Origin of the sequence: Rhizomicrobium sp. (assembly GCA_037200045.1) — a bacterium.
GTDB lineage: Bacteria > Pseudomonadota > Alphaproteobacteria > Micropepsales > Micropepsaceae > Rhizomicrobium.
The window spans coordinates 2,052,134-2,066,739 of sequence record JBBCHM010000001.1; the positions used below are offsets into that span (position 1 = coordinate 2,052,134).

Below are 14,606 nucleotides of genomic sequence, written 5' to 3' on the forward strand. Positions count from 1 at the left end.
GAGATGAGGGGCCCGCTCGCGATCCTGACCTGGCTTGCCGCGCTCGGCGCCGCGGCGGGCTTCGGCGCGGCGCCGGCCGGCCTAAACACCAAACTGGACCGGCTGGTCGCGGCCTATCCCGATTTTCTGCGCGGCCATGACGGCGCCTGGCTGCGGCTGAAGGACGGGCGGCGCCTGCCGATCTCCGACGGGCGCACGGACAAATCCTTCGACGCCATGATCGAGCATCCCGACATCGACGACATGTTCTTCGCCGATTATCCGGCGGGCGCCGATGCCACCGCGCCGCCGGAGAATTTCGACCCCGGCCGGGTGCGCTATGCGCCGCTGTTCGACGCGATGTATGGCGATTGCCGGACCGGCGCGGTGGCGGCGAAGCTGCGCCGCGTCGCCTGGCTGCCCCGCCACCGAGGCGGCGATGTCGAGATCACGACCGTCAACGGCGTGGACCGGCAACTGCAAGCCGTCATCGCGGAACTCGATGCCCTGCCCGAGCGCGACATGGTGTATCTGATCCCAAGTTCCGGCTCCTATAATTGCCGCGCCGTGGCGGGCTCGGCCGCGCCCTCCGCCCATGGCTGGGGCATCGCCATCGACCTCAACAGCGCCGCGGCTGAGTATTGGCGCTGGTCGGGCGCGGGCTGGCACACCCGGGTTCCGGTCGAGATCGCGCGCATCTTCGAGCGGCACGGCTTCATCTGGGGCGGGCGCTGGCGTCACTACGACACCATGCATTTTGAATATCGCCCCGAATTGATCGCACCGCGTTGACGTAGATCATGGATTTCCGCCCCGGAATGGCGCTTTATACTGCAGCTTCTTTAGAGATCGACCGACCGCCATGAACCAAGACGATGTTCCGCCCAAGCCGATGCAGAACGAGGACGGCTTTGCCGGCGAACTCGGCGGTATGGTCGGCACGCTGGTCTGGATCGGCGGCTTCCTGCTGGTGGCGGGCGTGGCGCTGTTCTTCGTCATGCGCTGGAGCGGCCATAGCCCCTGGTAGCCGCAAGTGCCGCGTCGCGGCACCGGTTTCGCATTGGTGCCTAGCCCCCTACGCGATTAGCATGCCCGCCGACTCACCGCCGGGAGGGGCGCATGACTTCACAGGCATTCGGTTCGGTCGAAATGCAGATGCTGTGGCTCAGCATCGTGCTGGGCTTGGTGCAGCTTGTGCTCGCCACGCTGTTCAGCGTGAGCACGCGCGGGCTGCCCTGGGGCGTGGGGCCGCGCGACGAGCCGGCGCCGCCGATGGGCAAGTTCGGCGGCCGCGTCGAGCGCGCCTTCAAGAATTTCCTCGAGACCTTCGTGTTCTTCCTCGGCGCCGTGCTGGTGGCGCAGGCGCTGAACAAGCACACCGCGTCGAGCGCGCTGGGGGCGCAGATCTATTTCTGGTCGCGGCTCGCCTATCTGCCGGTCTACGCGTTCGGCCTTCCGTTCCTGCGCACGCTGCTGTGGGTCGCCTCGCTTATCGGCGTCGGCATGGTGATGCGCGGCATCTGGCCGGGGATGTAGAAGCACCAATCACGGCCTCGGGCGTTGGATGAGCATGGCAAGACGCGGCAAGACGAGACCCGACGAGCCGGACCTGTTTTCCGAGCCCGCGCCGTCGCTCGCGGCGCTGCGCGGCGAGGCGGCGCATTGCACGCGCTGCGATCTCTATCGTCACGCGACCCAGACCGTGTTCGGCGAGGGCCCGGCGCAGGCGCGGATCGTGCTCGTCGGCGAGCAGCCGGGCGACGCCGAGGATCTGGCCGGCAAGCCCTTTGTCGGGCCGGCGGGCAAGCTGCTCGACCACGCCTTGGACGAGGCCGGGATCGAGCGCGACAAGGTCTATGTCACCAACGCGGTCAAGCATTTCAAGTTCGAGCTGCGCGGCAAGCGGCGCATCCATTCCAAGCCGAACGCGGGCGAGATCAAGGCGTGCAAATGGTGGCTGGAGCGCGAGTTCGCGGCGCTATCGCCCAAGATCGTGGTGGCGCTGGGCGCCACGGCGGCGCAAGCCCTGCTCGGGCGCGCGGTGTCGGTGATGCGCGAACGCGGGCGTGAAACGGAGCTGATGGGACACCCGGGGCTGATCACCGTGCATCCGTCCTATCTGCTGCGCATTCCGGACGAGGACGCGAAGGCGGCGGAGTACGTCAAGTTCGTCGCCGATCTGAGGCGCGCCGCGGCATTGGCGGGCTAAGCCGTCGATCTCGGCGAGAATTCCGAAGAGCTGATCAATCAGGCGGTGAGGCAACCCGAGCGCGCCGCACGCCGGTTCGTCGAAGAGGCCGCGCCGTTCGGCGCATGCGTTGTATTTTGCGGGACGCGATTTTGACTCGCGCGGAGGCGCGGAGAACGCGGAGTTGCGCGACGTCCTCCGCGTTCTCCGCGCCTCCGCGTGAGTCCTTGGCCGCGTCTGTTTGAATGAACCCTCGGCTATCCTGGCCGGACCGCGCTTTGCCGGGCACGCCGGTCATGGCAGTCTGCAACCTGTCCCCGGGGGGTGCCACCATGATCCGATCTGTCGTCGCGACTCTGGCCATAGTCTCGATAGTCTCGATATGCCTGCCGCTTTCGCGCGGCGCGTCGGCGGCGGACCGCATCGTGCTGCCGGCGGAGGTGGTGCCGCTGCACTATGACCTCGCGATCGCGGCCGATCCGGCGCGCGCGGCATTCGACGGCAATGTCCAGATCCTGGTCGATGTCGCGCGGCCCACCGCCGTCGTGACGCTGAACGCCGCCGACATCGCGATCACGCGCTGGACGATGTCGGGCGGGGTGCCCGCCAAGCCGCCGGTGTTCGATACGCAGCGGGAGACCGTGACCTTCGCGTTCCGCAAGCCGCTCGCCGCCGGCCACCACGTCCTGGCCATCGCCTATAGCGGCAAGGTCAATGTGAACGCCGCCGGGCTGTTCGGGCTGGAATACGACACGGCCGAGGGCAAGGCGCGGGCGCTGTTCACGCAGTTCGAGAATTCCGACGCGCGGCGCTTCATGCCCTGCTGGGACGAGCCCAACCGCAAAGCCACCTTCACGCTCACCGTCACGGTGCCGCAAAACCTGATGGCGGTGTCGAACATGCCGGTGGCCGAGGCCGCACCGCTCGGGAACGGGCTGAAGCGCGTGCGCTTCGCGCCGTCGCCCAGGATGTCGTCCTATTTGCTGTTCTTCGGGCTGGGCGATTTCGAGCGCGTGTCGCAGAACGTGAACGGCGTCGATGTCGGCGTGATCTATAAGCGCGGCGACGCGGCCAAGACCGCTTTCGCGCTCGATGCGGCGACGCATATCCTGTCCTACTACGAGGATTATTTCGGGACGAAATTTCCGTTGCCGAAGCTCGACCTCGTCGCGGCCCCCGGCCAGAGCCAGTTCTTCGGCGCCATGGAGAACTGGGGCGCGATCTTCTATTTCGAGCGCGCCGTGCTGATCGATCCCAAGATCTCCACCGAGAGCGACAAGCGCGGCGTCTATGTGAGCATCGCGCACGAGACGGCGCATCAATGGTTCGGCGACCTGGTGACGATGGATTGGTGGGACGATCTGTGGCTCAACGAAGGCTTCGCCGAATGGATGGAGACCAAGGCCGCGGACCATTTCCATCCCGAATGGCATATGTGGCTGGATTCGCTGGCGCTGAAGGAGCAGGGCCTGCGCATCGACGCGCGCGCCGGAACGCATCCCATCGTCCAGCCCATCGCCGACGTGCTGCAGGCCGACCAGGCCTTCGACGACATCACCTACGATAAGGGCCAGGCCGTCATTCGCATGTTGGAGGCGTTCGACGGCGCCGACAATTTCCGGGGCGGCGTCCGGCTCTATATCGCGAAACACGCCTATGGCAACGCCGTCACCGACGATCTGTGGCGGGAGCTCGACAAGAAAGCGCCGCAGGCCATCACCGGCGTGGCGCATGATTTCACGCTGCAGGCCGGCGTGCCGCTGATCCGCGTGACGCGGACCGCGACCGGCATCCACCTGACGCAGGACCGCTTTGCCGCCGACGAATCCGGCGCGGCGCCGCAGACCTGGCATGTGCCGGTGATCGCAAGGACGCTGGGCGGCGCGGAATGGAAAGGCATCGTCTCCGCCGACCAGCCCGCGGACCTCGCCGCCGCGCCCGATGCGGCGACGGTGGTCAATGCCGGGCAGGCGGGCTATTTCCGCACGCTCTACGCGCCCGAGGCGCTGGCGCCCATCGCCGCGAATTTCTCCAGGCTCGATGCCGCCGACCAGATCGGCCTTCTCAACGACACAAGCGCGCTGGGCTATTCCGGCTATGAGAAGTTGAGCGATTTCCTGGGCCTGGCCCGGAACGCCTCGCCCGCTTTGGATCCATCGGTCTTGAGCGTGCTGGCGGCGCGGGTGGAGGGCATCGGCCAGCTCTATCGCGGCCTGCCCGGCGAAGCGGCTTACCGGACATTCGCGCAGCGCCTGCTCGAACCGCTGCTGGCGGCGGTGGGCTGGGACGGCAAGCCGGGCGAAAGCCAGAACGTCACGCTGGCGCGCAACGATCTGATCGCGGCGCTGAGCGACCTTGGGGACGCCGCCGCCATCGCCGAGGCGAAGGCGCGCTTCGAAGGCTTCGTCAAGAATCCCGAAAGCCTTTCGGGCGACCTGCGGCGCAACGTGCTCCGGACCGTGGCCATGAACGCCGACGCCGCGATCTGGGAGGAACTCCACACGCTGGCCCGCACGACGAAGGACTCCCTGGCGAAAAGGGAATACTACACGTTGCTCGGACTGGCGCGCGATCCGGCGCTGGCCAAGCGCGCTCTCGACCTGGTGCTGACCGACGAGGCGCCCGTGACCGTGCGCCCGACGCTCGTGGCGGGGGCGTCAGTCTACAATCCCGAGATGGCGTTCGACTTCCTGGCCGCGCATGCCGACGCGATCAACGCGATGCTGGAGCCCGACAGCCGCGGCTCCTTCGCGCCGCGCATCGCCGGCGAATCTTACGATCCGGCGACCATCGCGAAGCTGAACGCCTATGCGCAGGCGCATATCCCGGAGAACGCGCGCCAGGATGTGACCAAGGCGGCTGCGGCCATCGTGTACTACGCCGGCATCCGCAAGGACCGCCTGCCCGAGGTCGATGCGTGGCTGAAGGGGAAGTAGCGGGGCGCGGTCCGTTATCGAGGAAATTACGCAGCTTGCGCGAGCGCCGCCGATGCGCGTCTACTACTACTCCGCTGCGGGCTGTGTCAGCGCATGCAACTCGCCGGCGGATTTCATGTCCATGTGCAGCGCAATGGCATCAATGTCGAAGCCGTTCGGCCAAGTCGGCACGCCATATTCGATATGAGCCTTGGCGAAGAAAGCTTGATCCTTGAGAGGCGCGACCATCTCTCCCCCTTCGGCCACCATGCTCGCGAAGTCATGCACGCCTTCACTGCCATCGGAAAACCGCAAGCGCAGGCGCCACGGGCCGACGGGCTCGATTTCCACGATTTTGACAATCTCGATCATTCGACGTCGGCTCCCGGTACGGTAAGGAACGGAACCTTCATTTTCCCACGCTCCCAGTTCGCCAGCAACTCCACGCGATGGCTGTTCACCCATTCACGCATCAGACGTCGCGCGCCGCGCGGAAGCTCTCCGACGATGATATCGCCGGTCTCGATGGCGATGAGGGCCTCAAGCCCCTGATAATAGACGTGGACATGCGGCGGCGGATGATCGTTCCAGTACATTTGCACGACGAACCCGAAAAATATGGAGATCGTCGGCATCGTCTCAGTTATCCAAGAAACTCCGCAGTTTCCGGCTGCGGCTCGGATGCTTCAGCTTGCGCAGCGCCTTCGCCTCGATCTGCCGAATGCGTTCGCGGGTGACACTGAACTGCTGGCCGACTTCTTCGAGCGTGTGATCGGTGTTCATGCCGATGCCGAAGCGCATGCGCAGGACGCGCTCCTCGCGCGGCGTCAGCGTCGCCAACACGCGCGTCGTCGTCTCGCGCAGATTGGCCTGGATCGCGGCGTCGATGGGGAGGATCGCGTTCTTGTCCTCGATGAAGTCGCCGAGATGGCTGTCTTCCTCGTCGCCGATGGGCGTCTCCAGGGAGATCGGCTCCTTGGCGATCTTCAGGACTTTGCGGACCTTCTCCAGCGGCATGGCGAGGCGCTCGGCCAGCTCTTCCGGCGTCGGCTCGCGGCCGATCTCGTGCAGCATCTGGCGCGAGGTACGCACCAGCTTGTTGATCGTCTCGATCATGTGCACGGGAATACGGATCGTGCGCGCCTGGTCGGCGATGGAGCGGGTAATCGCCTGGCGAATCCACCACGTTGCATAGGTCGAGAACTTGTAGCCGCGGCGGTATTCGAACTTATCGACCGCCTTCATCAACCCGATATTGCCTTCCTGGATCAGGTCCAGGAACTGCAGGCCGCGATTGGTGTATTTCTTGGCGATGGAGATCACCAGGCGCAGATTGGCCTCGATCATCTCCTTCTTGGCGACGCCGCTCTCGCGCTCGCCCTTCTGCACCGTCTGCACGTTGCGGCGGAATTCACTGACCGACTGGCGCGTCTCCTGCGCCAGGGCCTGCATGTCGTCGCGCAACTGGTTGATCTTGTCGCGCTCGTCCTGGACGAAATCCTTCCAGCCGGTGCGGGAGAGACGGCCGACGCGGCGCGCCCAGTGCGGGTCGAGCTCGTTGCCGAAATGCTCCTTGAGGAAATCCTCGCGCGCCACGCCATGCGCCTCGGCGAGGCGCAAGAGACGGCCCTCCAGCGACACCAGCCGCTTGTTGATGCCGTACATCTGGTCGACGAGGGCTTCGATGCGGTTGTTGTTGAGCTTGAGGCCCTTGACGAGATCCATCGTCTCGTTGCGCAGCTTCTTGAAGCGGCGTTCCTGGCCGGTCGACAATTCGTCGCTCGCCAGCGCGGCTTCCACCGACGCGTCCTGCAGGCGGCCGAGCTTCTTGTAGAGCGCGGCGATGTTGTCGAGCGCTTCGAGCACCTGCGGCTTGAGCGAGGCTTCCATCGCGCTGAGCGGCAGATTGCCCTCGTCGTCGAAGCCGTCATCGTCCTGGGCGCTGTCGGCCGCGGCGGCGGCTTCGGCGGGATCGGGTTCCTCGCCGTCGGCGCGCGGTGCGGGGGCGGGCTTGGGCGGAGCGGGCGGTGCCGGCGGCTTGGGCGGCGGCGGCTGGCCGTTGATCGCCGCGACATGGGCGGCGGAGGCGGCGGCTTGCGCCGCGGCCTGGGCCTGGCCCTCGGGCCCGACGGCGTACATCGCTTCCAGATCGATGATGTCGCGCAAGAGGACCTTGCCCTCGTTCAGCTCGTCGCGCCACACGGTGAGCGCTTCGAAGGTGAGCGGGCTCTCGCACAAGGCGCCGATCATCAGCTCGCGGCCGGCCTCGATGCGCTTGGCGATGGCGATTTCGCCCTCGCGGGACAGCAGCTCGACGCTGCCCATCTCGCGCAGATACATGCGCACCGGATCGTCGGTGCGGTCGTATTGTTCGGCGGCGGTGCCGGTCTTGGTGGTGACTTCCTTGCCGCCCTCGGGGACGGCGGGGAGGTTCTCGTCGCCGCCCTCTTCCTGTTCCTCGGACTCGATGACGTTGATGCCCATCTCGTTGAGCATCGACATCGTGTCTTCGATCTGCTCCGACGAAACCTTATCGGAGGGCAGGACCTTGTTCAGCTCGTCATAGGTGACGTAGCCGCGGGTCTTCGCCTTGGCGATCATCTTGCGGACGCCGACGTCCGACATGTCGAGCAGGGGCGAATCCGCGTCGCCGGGGGTCTCTTCGCCCGGCTTGCCGGCCTTGGCGGCGGCCTTCACCGGGACCTTGGCATTGGCCTTGGCGGTCGGCTGCACCGCCGGCGCGGCGCCCGGCTTGGCGCCGGTCTTGGGCGCGACGGGCTTGGCCACGGCCTTGGGATCGAGCTTCTTGGCGCCGGGGGCGGGCGATTTCGCGGCCGGCTTGGCCGCGGCCGCGGTCTTGGCGGCGGCGGGCTTGGCGGAGGTCTTGGCCGGCGGCTTCTTGGCCGCGGCGTGCTTCGCCGGGAGAGGCTTCTTGGCTTGTTTCGCCGATTTCTTGTTTGCCACGCTCATACCGTCCGCAAAGGGCCTCTATATTAGAGGCGGATGAATCCACTTTTGGCGAGTGTGCGTATTGCTGCGCCTCAATCGCCGTGCCGGTTCATAAGGCGCTCCGCCTCGATCCAGCTTTCCTCCGTGCCCTCGGCCTTGAAACGCTCCATGGCACGAGCCCGTTCAGGGGCCCGCTCGGCCATTTCGCGAAGATCGCTGGCAGCCTTGAGAAAGCGGGCGTCCGAGCCCTCGATTTCGGCAGGATCGCCGGCCGTGCCGGGCGTCCGCGCGCTCAATCGGGCGACGAGATCGTCCATTCCCAGACGGCTCAAATGGTGCTGAAACCCCTGTTTTTCAAGGATGGAGCCGGAGGCCGCGAGGTTTAAGAGCACGTGGCGGAGCCTGTCAAGCGAGGGGTCGGAGAACGGCAGCTCGGCCAGGAGCTCGGCATGGTGAACGCCCAGCTCGGGTTCCGCGAGTAGGAGGCCGCCCAGCTCGGCTTCTTTCATCCGCCGCGCCCCCGTCCGGCCCGAGCGGGCAAGCTGGCTGGCCTTCACCGCCGAGGACACCGTTTCGCCGGAACCGAGCGGAGCGCGGGGCCGCTCGCCGCGGCGGTTGTTCCAGCGCTGGGCGGGCTGCCAGTCGCGTTTCGGGGCGGCCGGGCGGCGTTTGAAAGCCTCGAACACCTTCTGATCGAAGTCGCGGCGGTAGTAGTCCGCGATCTTGCTGTCGCCGATGGCAGCGACCACATCGGCCAGCGCCCGCTCCAGCCCGGCGCGGCGCTCGGGGGTGGAGAAATCCTTGCCCTCGGTCTCCACCTTCCACAGGACCTGGGAGAGCGGCAGCGCCTCGTCGAGGAGCTTCTTCATCGCGGCGGGGCCGTTGGCGCGCAGGAAGGAATCGGGGTCCTCGCCCGAGGGCAGGAAGGCGAAGCGCAGGGAATAGCCGGCCTTCAGATGCGGCAGCGCCAGCCGCGCGGCGCGGTGCGCCGCCTTGAGGCCGGCCTCGTCGCCGTCGAACGCCAGGATCGGCTCGGGCGCGGTGCGCCACAGGATGTGGAGCTGGTCCTCGGTCAGCGCTGTGCCGAGCGGCGCCACGGCATGGTCGAAGCCGGCGCGCACCAGCGCGATCACGTCCATATAGCCTTCGGCGACGACGATGCTCTGCGCCTTGATCGCGGGCGCGCGGGCGGCGGCGAAATTGTAGAGCTGCTGGCCCTTGGAGAAGAGCGCGGTCTCGCCGGTGTTGATGTATTTCGGCTTGGCGTCGGGGGAGAGGCCCCGTCCGCCGAAGGCGACGATGCGGCCGCGGGCATCGGCGATCGGGAACATCAGCCGGTCGTAGAAGAAATCGCGCGGGGACCGATCCTCCGAGGCCGGGCGGACGAGGCCGGCCTCGACCATGTCGTCGATGGTGACGTTCTTGCCGGTCAGGTGCTCGCGCAGCGCATTGTTGGAATGGGGCGCGTAGCCGAGGCGGAATTTCTTCGCCACCTCGCCGGTCAGGCCGCGCGTCTTCAGATAATCCCGCGCCTCGGTGCCCGCCGGCGCGCGCAACTGATCCTCGAAGAAGGCGCCGGCCAACTCGATGATGTCGTAGAGCGACTTCTTCTTTTCCTCGCGGGCCTCTTCCTCGGGCGTCCATTTGGGCAGCTCGACGCCGGCCTCGCCGGCCAGCCGCTCGACGGCTTCGGGGAAGGAGAGGCCTTCGGTCTCGACCAGCCAGCGGAAGGCGTCGCCGCCCTTGCCGCAGCCGAAGCATTTGTAGGTGCGCCGCGCGTTCTCGACCTTGAAGGAAGGCGATTTCTCGTTGTGGAAGGGGCAGCAGCCCCAATAGGCCTGGCCCTTGCGGGTCAGCTTCACGCGCCGGCCGACAAGCTGGACGATATCCGTCCGCCGGAGGATTTCGTCGAGGAGGTGGGGACCGAAACGCATGGAGGCAATGTAGGCCTTGGCAGGGCGGCTGTCTCACCGGGCAAAACAAACGCCTGTGAATCTGTGTCGGAGACGCTCTGGGTTTTCCTCCCCCGCGTTGGCGGGGGAGGTGGCACGGCAAAGCGCAGCGAAGCCGTGACGGAGGGGGCCTGCCGACTGGGCGCCGTTCAGCGGCGCTAGGCCCCCTCCGCCTCGCTTCGCTCGGCACCTTCCCCGCAACAGCGGGGAGGAAAGTTATTTCGCCGTCAGCGCCTCTTTCACCGCGCCGCTGGCCTTGCCGAAGTCCATCTGGCCGGCATGGCGCTCCTTCAGCGCGGCCATCACCTTGCCCATGTCCTTGATCGAGGACGCGCCGACATCGGCGATCACCGCGGCGATGGCGATCTTGGCCTCCTCGGCCGTCATCTGCTTGGGCATGAAGTCGCGGATCACGGCGATCTCGTCGCGCTCGGCGGCGGCGAGTTCCGGACGGTTGCCGGCCTCGTAGGCGGCGATCGAATCCTCGCGCTGCTTGATCATCTTGGCGAGCAGCGAGAGGATCTCGTCGTCGCCCAGAAGATCGCGGCTGGTCTCGGTGCGCGCGGCGATATCCCGGTCCTTCAGCGCGGCGTTGACCAGGCGCAGCGTGGAGACGCGGCGCTGGTCCTTGGCCTTCATCGCCTCTTTCAGCGAATCGTTGATCTGCTCGCGCAAGCCCATGTGGTTCGTCCCGATGTGAAGACGCACAATCTAATGCAGGGACACTGAACTTCACACCGCTCGATGTCATCCGCCGCGAGTTCGTAGCGACAGCGTGCGAACGGCGGACCCAGATGAAATTTGCGCCGCCCGCCAGCAAGTCACCTGGGTGCCCCGCATTCGCGGGGCATGACATCTTTTATTTATTCCCTCGAATCGCGGCACTTTGCCAACCGGTTGAAACTGTTCGGAAAAATAGGCGTCGCAACCGCTTGACCCTGCCGGACACGCTCCCTATTTTCCGCCCAATCCGAGGATCGCCCATGTCCGCTGCACCGACCGCCCATGCCGCCGCGACGGATATCGCGCGCGGAAGGCTCGTGCTGGCCGACGGAACCGTGTTCGAAGGCCAGGCGTTCGGCGCGGCCGGCGACGGCGTCGGCGAGGTCTGCTTCAACACCGCGATGACGGGCTATGAGGAGATCCTCACCGATCCCTCCTATGCCGGGCAGATCGTGTGCTTCACCTTTCCCCATATCGGCATCGTCGGCACCAATCTGGAAGACATCGAGTCGCTTAACCCCGTCGTGCGCGGCGTGATTGTGCGCGCGGACGCGGAGCATCCGTCGAACTATCGTGCGCTGTCCGCGCTCGATGGCTGGCTCAAGAAGCACAACATTCCCGGCCTTTCCGGCATCGATACGCGGGCGCTGACCAACCGCATCCGCGAGAAGGGCATGCCGCATGGCGCGATCACGCGCGGGGCGCCCGATGACGGGCTCGCGGCGGCGCGGGCGTTTCCCGGGCTGGTGGGGCTGGACCTCGCCAAGGACGTATCGTCGCGCCAGACCTATGCCTGGCGCGAGATGCCCTGGGCCTGGGGCAAGGGCTATGCCGACCTGCCGGCGCCGAGCTGGCGCGCCACCGTGGTCGATTTCGGCGTCAAGCGGAACATGCTGCGCATCCTGGCGGGGCTCGGCGCCGACATCACCGTGGTTCCGGCGCAATCGACCTTCGAAGACGTCATGCGGCACAAGCCGGACGGCGTCTTGCTCTCCAACGGGCCAGGCGATCCGGCGGCGACCGGTGTGTACGCGATCCCGACCATCAAGGGGCTGGTGGATTCGGACGTGCCGGTGTTCGGCATCTGCCTCGGGCACCAGATGCTCGGCCTCGCGCTCGGCGGCGAGACGCGCAAGATGGCCCAGGGCCATCACGGCGCCAACCATCCGGTGAAGGATCTGGAGACCGGCAAGGTCGAGATCGTGTCGATGAACCACGGCTTCACGGTGGACCGCGACAGCCTGCCGGCCGGCGTTAAGGAAACGCATGTTTCGCTGTTCGACGGCAGCAATTGCGGGATTAGGGTCGAGGGCAGACACGTGTTCGGCGTGCAGTATCATCCCGAGGCGTCGCCGGGTCCGATGGACAGCCATTATCTGTTCGACCGTTTCGCGCGCGCCGCGAGGAGAGAAAACTAGGCCATGGCCAATCCGCCGCTGAAGATCGATTTCATCGCCTCGGCCGCCAAGCTGGCGGCGTCGGGCCAGGCGTCGGTGTCGCTGTTCCAGCACGGCGACACCAATCTGCTGCTGTTCGTGCCGGCCGACCAGGACACCCAGCAGGCGCACAAGCGCGACGAGATCTATGTCATCCAGGCCGGCCACGGCATCTTCAAGCGCGGCGGCGAGACGGTGCGGTTCGATGCCGGCGACGTATTGTTCGTTCCCGCGGGTGTCCCCCACCGCTTCGCGAGCTTCTCCGCCGAGTTCAAGGCCTGGGTGATGTTCTTCGGGCCGGAAGGCGGAACGAAGTAGCGCCGCGCCTCAATCCTTTACCCGCCACGGCGGATAGCGGCGGTTTTCGCCGGCTTTGTACAGGCAGAGCTTCACCCCGGCCGGATCGGTCAGCCAGGCCTCGCGCCATAGCCAGCTTTGATCGGTGGGTTCCGTATCGAACACGATACCCTTGGCCTTGAGCGCGGCGACGCGGGCGTCCAGGTCATCGCATTCGAAATAGATGCCCGAGCCTTCCGCGGCGCGGCCGGCATCGGCGGTCAGATGGATCGAGAAGGTCGCTTCGCCCTCGGGCAATTCGAAGCGGGCGTAATGCGGCGACTGCACGATGAGGCGCAGGCCCAGCGTACTGTAGAAGGCGATGGAGCGCGCGACGTCGAGCGCCGGGACCGTGACCTGGTTGAGCCTCATTCCGTCGTCTCCAATGCGTTGCCGGACACCCAGTCCGCGCCGCCGCGCCGCGCCACGACACGGGCGAAACCGAACAGCTTTTCGGTGTCGGCTTCAAGCATGGCGATGCCGTCGGCCGAGGACTTCGCATGGAAACCGGCCAGGAGCGGCAGCACGGCGCGGTACCAGTCGAGCCAGAGCGCATGGCCGTCGTCCATCCAATCGGCGGTCTCAACCGCGGCGAGGCCGGTCTTCCGCCAATGGCGGTGCCACCAATCGGGGGAATGGAAGCAGCAGAAATCCCATTCCCACCAGGGCTTGAGACGATCGGGGACCGCGTCGATCTCGTGCGCGAGGGCCCGGGACGACGATGCCAAGATGGCCGCCGGGCTTCAGGAATTTCGCGATGTATCCCAGATAGAGATCGTCGGTGCCGAAATACTGATAGGCGTCGAGGCTGACGATGGCGTCGAAGGCGCGTTCCGCGAATGGCAGCGCGTGCGCCTCGGCAAGGATAGGCGTCACGCGATCCGCGAGGCCGGCGGCGTCGATGCGGCGCTGGTTCTCGTGCGGCTTGATCCACAGATCGGCGGCCGTGACGTGGACGCCGAATTCCCGCGCGAAGAAGATCGACGAGACCGCCTTGCCGCAGCCCAGGTCGAGGATGCGCATGCCGGGTTTCAGGTCCATCGCCTCGCTCAGATATTCGGCGAGCCACAGCAACGTTCGGGCCCATCAGATTGTCCACGATCCAGCGCCCGTCATAGCGCGAGGCGCGGGGAAAGCGCGGCTTGACCAGCCGCGCATTGAGTTCTTCGTTCGTCATCCTTCTGTCCTTTCTGTTCGGGTTAGCGGTTGTCCAATTGCGCGCGCACGCTGGCGAGGCCCCGCCGCGAGATGCGGTAGGGCGCGCCACCACTGGACTCGATGAGCCCGCGCTTCTTCAGGTTTCTTGAAAAGGCCAATCGTGCAATCGGCGAGGCGGTGGCCGTCGCGGTTGTAGCAATCGACCTCGACGATGCGGCCGTCGGCCCGGATATGTTGAATGCGGCCGCCCTGCGCCAGGCAGTGCAGCACGCGCTGCTCCAGTTTCGAAATGTTCAAGGATGTCGTCTTTCATCGCACCGAATTCCGCGCGACGCGACGAGCAAGCAACAGCCTGCGCGCGCGCGAGCGCGTGTCTAGGCCCGCGACGAACGCAGGCAAGGCAATCAGCGGATGGCGACAATCTCTGACATGGAACCTCGGATGGAGGCAGGGAGACGCCGGGATTTAAGCAGGACCGGTACCGCTGTCAACGCGCGATCCAGTCGCTTTTCGGGAGCATCCAGGCCAATTCGTCCGGTTCGCATGCCGAATTGTCTTCGACAAAGCCGAGCGACCGATAGACGTGTTGTGCCCTTGTGTTGATCTTGCGGACATGGAGCGTGACGCGTTCGGCGGCGGTGGCGGCGAACACCCAATCGATCAAGGCCGACAGCAGGCGCCGACCGAAGCCGGCACCCGCCTGGGCGACCGCGACGCGGCGCAGATACCGGACGGCGGGATCGCGCTTGACGTCCTGAAAATCGCAAATCCCCGCGGCACGCCGGCGCCATCGAGGCCGATGACGTACAGCCAATTGTCGTCGGCCAGGTGCGCGCGATGCTCGTCTTCCGCAAAGCGGCCGACCAGCGGCTCGTAGCCCGGGCCGCGCTCGGTCGCCATGATGAAGGCGATGTCGCCGGATGTCGCGACGCGCAGAGTGATGTTGCTCATATCCGCATCGTACAACGCG

At 66.3% G+C, this 14,606-nt stretch carries 18 protein-coding genes; 8 read left to right on the top strand and 10 right to left on the bottom strand.

From position 1 onward, the window contains the following. Positions 1–3 precede the first annotated feature (3 nt). The 5 genes from WDM86_09730 (at position 4) to WDM86_09750 (ending at position 5,103) form a co-directional block, all read left to right on the top strand. Entirely contained in the window at positions 4–771 is a 768-nt protein-coding gene (locus tag WDM86_09730) for a M15 family metallopeptidase (GenBank protein ID MEI9990307.1), read from the top strand. 70 nt (positions 772–841) lie between these two features. Further along, complete coding sequence (locus tag WDM86_09735) at positions 842–1,006, top strand: hypothetical protein (GenBank protein MEI9990308.1); 165 nt, start codon at positions 842–844, stop codon at positions 1,004–1,006. A gap of 92 nt (positions 1,007–1,098) precedes the next feature. Then, the gene (locus WDM86_09740; protein MEI9990309.1) at positions 1,099–1,515 is read left to right on the top strand and encodes an MAPEG family protein; all 417 of its coding nucleotides are present in this window, start codon (positions 1,099–1,101) and stop codon (positions 1,513–1,515) included. A 28-nt stretch (positions 1,516–1,543) separates the two neighbouring features. Next, entirely contained in the window at positions 1,544–2,188 is a 645-nt protein-coding gene (locus WDM86_09745) for a UdgX family uracil-DNA binding protein (GenBank protein MEI9990310.1), read from the top strand. 311 nt (positions 2,189–2,499) lie between these two features. Next, entirely contained in the window at positions 2,500–5,103 is a 2,604-nt protein-coding gene (locus tag WDM86_09750) for a M1 family metallopeptidase (GenBank protein MEI9990311.1), read from the top strand. A gap of 66 nt (positions 5,104–5,169) precedes the next feature. Here the strand turns inward: WDM86_09750 and WDM86_09755 are convergent, their stop codons facing one another. The 5 genes from WDM86_09755 to WDM86_09775 all read right to left on the bottom strand — a co-directional run bounded on the left by WDM86_09755 (position 5,170) and on the right by WDM86_09775 (position 10,664). After that, entirely contained in the window at positions 5,170–5,454 is a 285-nt protein-coding gene (locus tag WDM86_09755) for a DUF2442 domain-containing protein (GenBank protein ID MEI9990312.1), read from the bottom strand. Continuing rightward, positions 5,451–5,717, bottom strand: coding sequence for a DUF4160 domain-containing protein (locus tag WDM86_09760; protein ID MEI9990313.1), 267 nt, complete (start codon positions 5,715–5,717; stop codon positions 5,451–5,453). Before WDM86_09760 ends, WDM86_09755 begins: the two co-directional genes overlap by 4 nt. A gap of 4 nt (positions 5,718–5,721) precedes the next feature. Beyond that, a complete protein-coding gene (rpoD, locus tag WDM86_09765; GenBank protein MEI9990314.1) occupies positions 5,722–8,046 on the bottom strand; it encodes an RNA polymerase sigma factor RpoD in 2,325 nt (774 codons plus the stop codon). Positions 8,047–8,123: 77 nt separating this feature from the next. Continuing rightward, positions 8,124–9,965 (bottom strand): DNA primase, encoded by a 1,842-nt coding sequence (gene dnaG, locus WDM86_09770; GenBank protein ID MEI9990315.1) that lies wholly within the window; start codon positions 9,963–9,965, stop codon positions 8,124–8,126. A 234-nt stretch (positions 9,966–10,199) separates the two neighbouring features. Beyond that, the gene (locus WDM86_09775; GenBank protein ID MEI9990316.1) at positions 10,200–10,664 is read right to left on the bottom strand and encodes a GatB/YqeY domain-containing protein; all 465 of its coding nucleotides are present in this window, start codon (positions 10,662–10,664) and stop codon (positions 10,200–10,202) included. A gap of 302 nt (positions 10,665–10,966) precedes the next feature. On the opposite strand from WDM86_09775, the gene carA reads away from it, so the two are divergent. Together carA and WDM86_09785 are read left to right on the top strand one after the other, a co-directional pair. Further along, complete coding sequence (gene carA / locus WDM86_09780) at positions 10,967–12,124, top strand: glutamine-hydrolyzing carbamoyl-phosphate synthase small subunit (GenBank protein ID MEI9990317.1); 1,158 nt, start codon at positions 10,967–10,969, stop codon at positions 12,122–12,124. Between the two features lie 3 nt (positions 12,125–12,127). Next, entirely contained in the window at positions 12,128–12,460 is a 333-nt protein-coding gene (locus tag WDM86_09785; GenBank protein MEI9990318.1) for a cupin domain-containing protein, read from the top strand. Positions 12,461–12,469: 9 nt separating this feature from the next. On the opposite strand, the gene WDM86_09790 is transcribed toward WDM86_09785, so the two are convergent. The 3 genes from WDM86_09790 to WDM86_09800 are packed head-to-tail and all read right to left on the bottom strand — an operon-like array spanning position 12,470 to position 13,552. After that, on the bottom strand, positions 12,470–12,850 hold the full coding sequence (locus WDM86_09790; protein ID MEI9990319.1) for a VOC family protein: 381 nt from the start codon (positions 12,848–12,850) through the stop codon (positions 12,470–12,472). Beyond that, a complete protein-coding gene (locus tag WDM86_09795) occupies positions 12,847–13,047 on the bottom strand; it encodes a hypothetical protein (GenBank protein ID MEI9990320.1) in 201 nt (66 codons plus the stop codon). The genes WDM86_09790 and WDM86_09795 overlap by 4 nt, the downstream gene beginning before the upstream one ends. 13 nt (positions 13,048–13,060) lie before the next feature. Continuing rightward, on the bottom strand, positions 13,061–13,552 hold the full coding sequence (locus WDM86_09800; protein MEI9990321.1) for a methyltransferase domain-containing protein: 492 nt from the start codon (positions 13,550–13,552) through the stop codon (positions 13,061–13,063). A gap of 204 nt (positions 13,553–13,756) precedes the next feature. Here WDM86_09800 and WDM86_09805 point away from each other — a divergent pair, with 204 nt between their 5' ends. After that, complete coding sequence (locus WDM86_09805; protein MEI9990322.1) at positions 13,757–14,014, top strand: hypothetical protein; 258 nt, start codon at positions 13,757–13,759, stop codon at positions 14,012–14,014. A 109-nt stretch (positions 14,015–14,123) separates the two neighbouring features. Here WDM86_09805 and WDM86_09810 read toward each other — a convergent pair whose 3' ends face one another. Together WDM86_09810 and WDM86_09815 are read right to left on the bottom strand one after the other, a co-directional pair. Further along, positions 14,124–14,405, bottom strand: a complete 282-nt coding sequence (locus WDM86_09810) for a GNAT family N-acetyltransferase (protein MEI9990323.1) — start codon at positions 14,403–14,405, stop codon at positions 14,124–14,126. Further along, on the bottom strand, positions 14,297–14,587 hold the full coding sequence (locus WDM86_09815) for a hypothetical protein (protein MEI9990324.1): 291 nt from the start codon (positions 14,585–14,587) through the stop codon (positions 14,297–14,299). Before WDM86_09815 ends, WDM86_09810 begins: the two co-directional genes overlap by 109 nt. Between the last annotated feature and the right edge of the window lie 19 nt (positions 14,588–14,606).

Bases quoted from the DNA above. Each gene is read 5' to 3' on its own strand.
- WDM86_09730 (MEI9990307.1), top strand. From the start codon at position 4: ATGAGGGGCCCGCTCGCGATCCTGACCTGGCTTGCCGCGCTCGGCGCC.
- WDM86_09735 (MEI9990308.1), top strand. From the start codon at position 842: ATGAACCAAGACGATGTTCCGCCCAAGCCGATGCAGAACGAGGACGGC.
- WDM86_09740 (MEI9990309.1), top strand. From the start codon at position 1,099: ATGACTTCACAGGCATTCGGTTCGGTCGAAATGCAGATGCTGTGGCTC.
- WDM86_09745 (MEI9990310.1), top strand. From the start codon at position 1,544: ATGAGCATGGCAAGACGCGGCAAGACGAGACCCGACGAGCCGGACCTG.
- WDM86_09750 (MEI9990311.1), top strand. From the start codon at position 2,500: ATGATCCGATCTGTCGTCGCGACTCTGGCCATAGTCTCGATAGTCTCG.
- WDM86_09755 (MEI9990312.1), bottom strand. From the start codon at position 5,454: ATGATCGAGATTGTCAAAATCGTGGAAATCGAGCCCGTCGGCCCGTGG.
- WDM86_09760 (MEI9990313.1), bottom strand. From the start codon at position 5,717: ATGCCGACGATCTCCATATTTTTCGGGTTCGTCGTGCAAATGTACTGG.
- dnaG (MEI9990315.1), bottom strand. From the start codon at position 9,965: ATGCGTTTCGGTCCCCACCTCCTCGACGAAATCCTCCGGCGGACGGAT.
- WDM86_09775 (MEI9990316.1), bottom strand. From the start codon at position 10,664: ATGGGCTTGCGCGAGCAGATCAACGATTCGCTGAAAGAGGCGATGAAG.
- carA (MEI9990317.1), top strand. From the start codon at position 10,967: ATGTCCGCTGCACCGACCGCCCATGCCGCCGCGACGGATATCGCGCGC.
- WDM86_09785 (MEI9990318.1), top strand. From the start codon at position 12,128: ATGGCCAATCCGCCGCTGAAGATCGATTTCATCGCCTCGGCCGCCAAG.
- WDM86_09790 (MEI9990319.1), bottom strand. From the start codon at position 12,850: ATGAGGCTCAACCAGGTCACGGTCCCGGCGCTCGACGTCGCGCGCTCC.
- WDM86_09795 (MEI9990320.1), bottom strand. From the start codon at position 13,047: ATGGACGACGGCCATGCGCTCTGGCTCGACTGGTACCGCGCCGTGCTG.
- WDM86_09805 (MEI9990322.1), top strand. From the start codon at position 13,757: ATGAGCCCGCGCTTCTTCAGGTTTCTTGAAAAGGCCAATCGTGCAATC.
- WDM86_09815 (MEI9990324.1), bottom strand. From the start codon at position 14,587: ATGAGCAACATCACTCTGCGCGTCGCGACATCCGGCGACATCGCCTTC.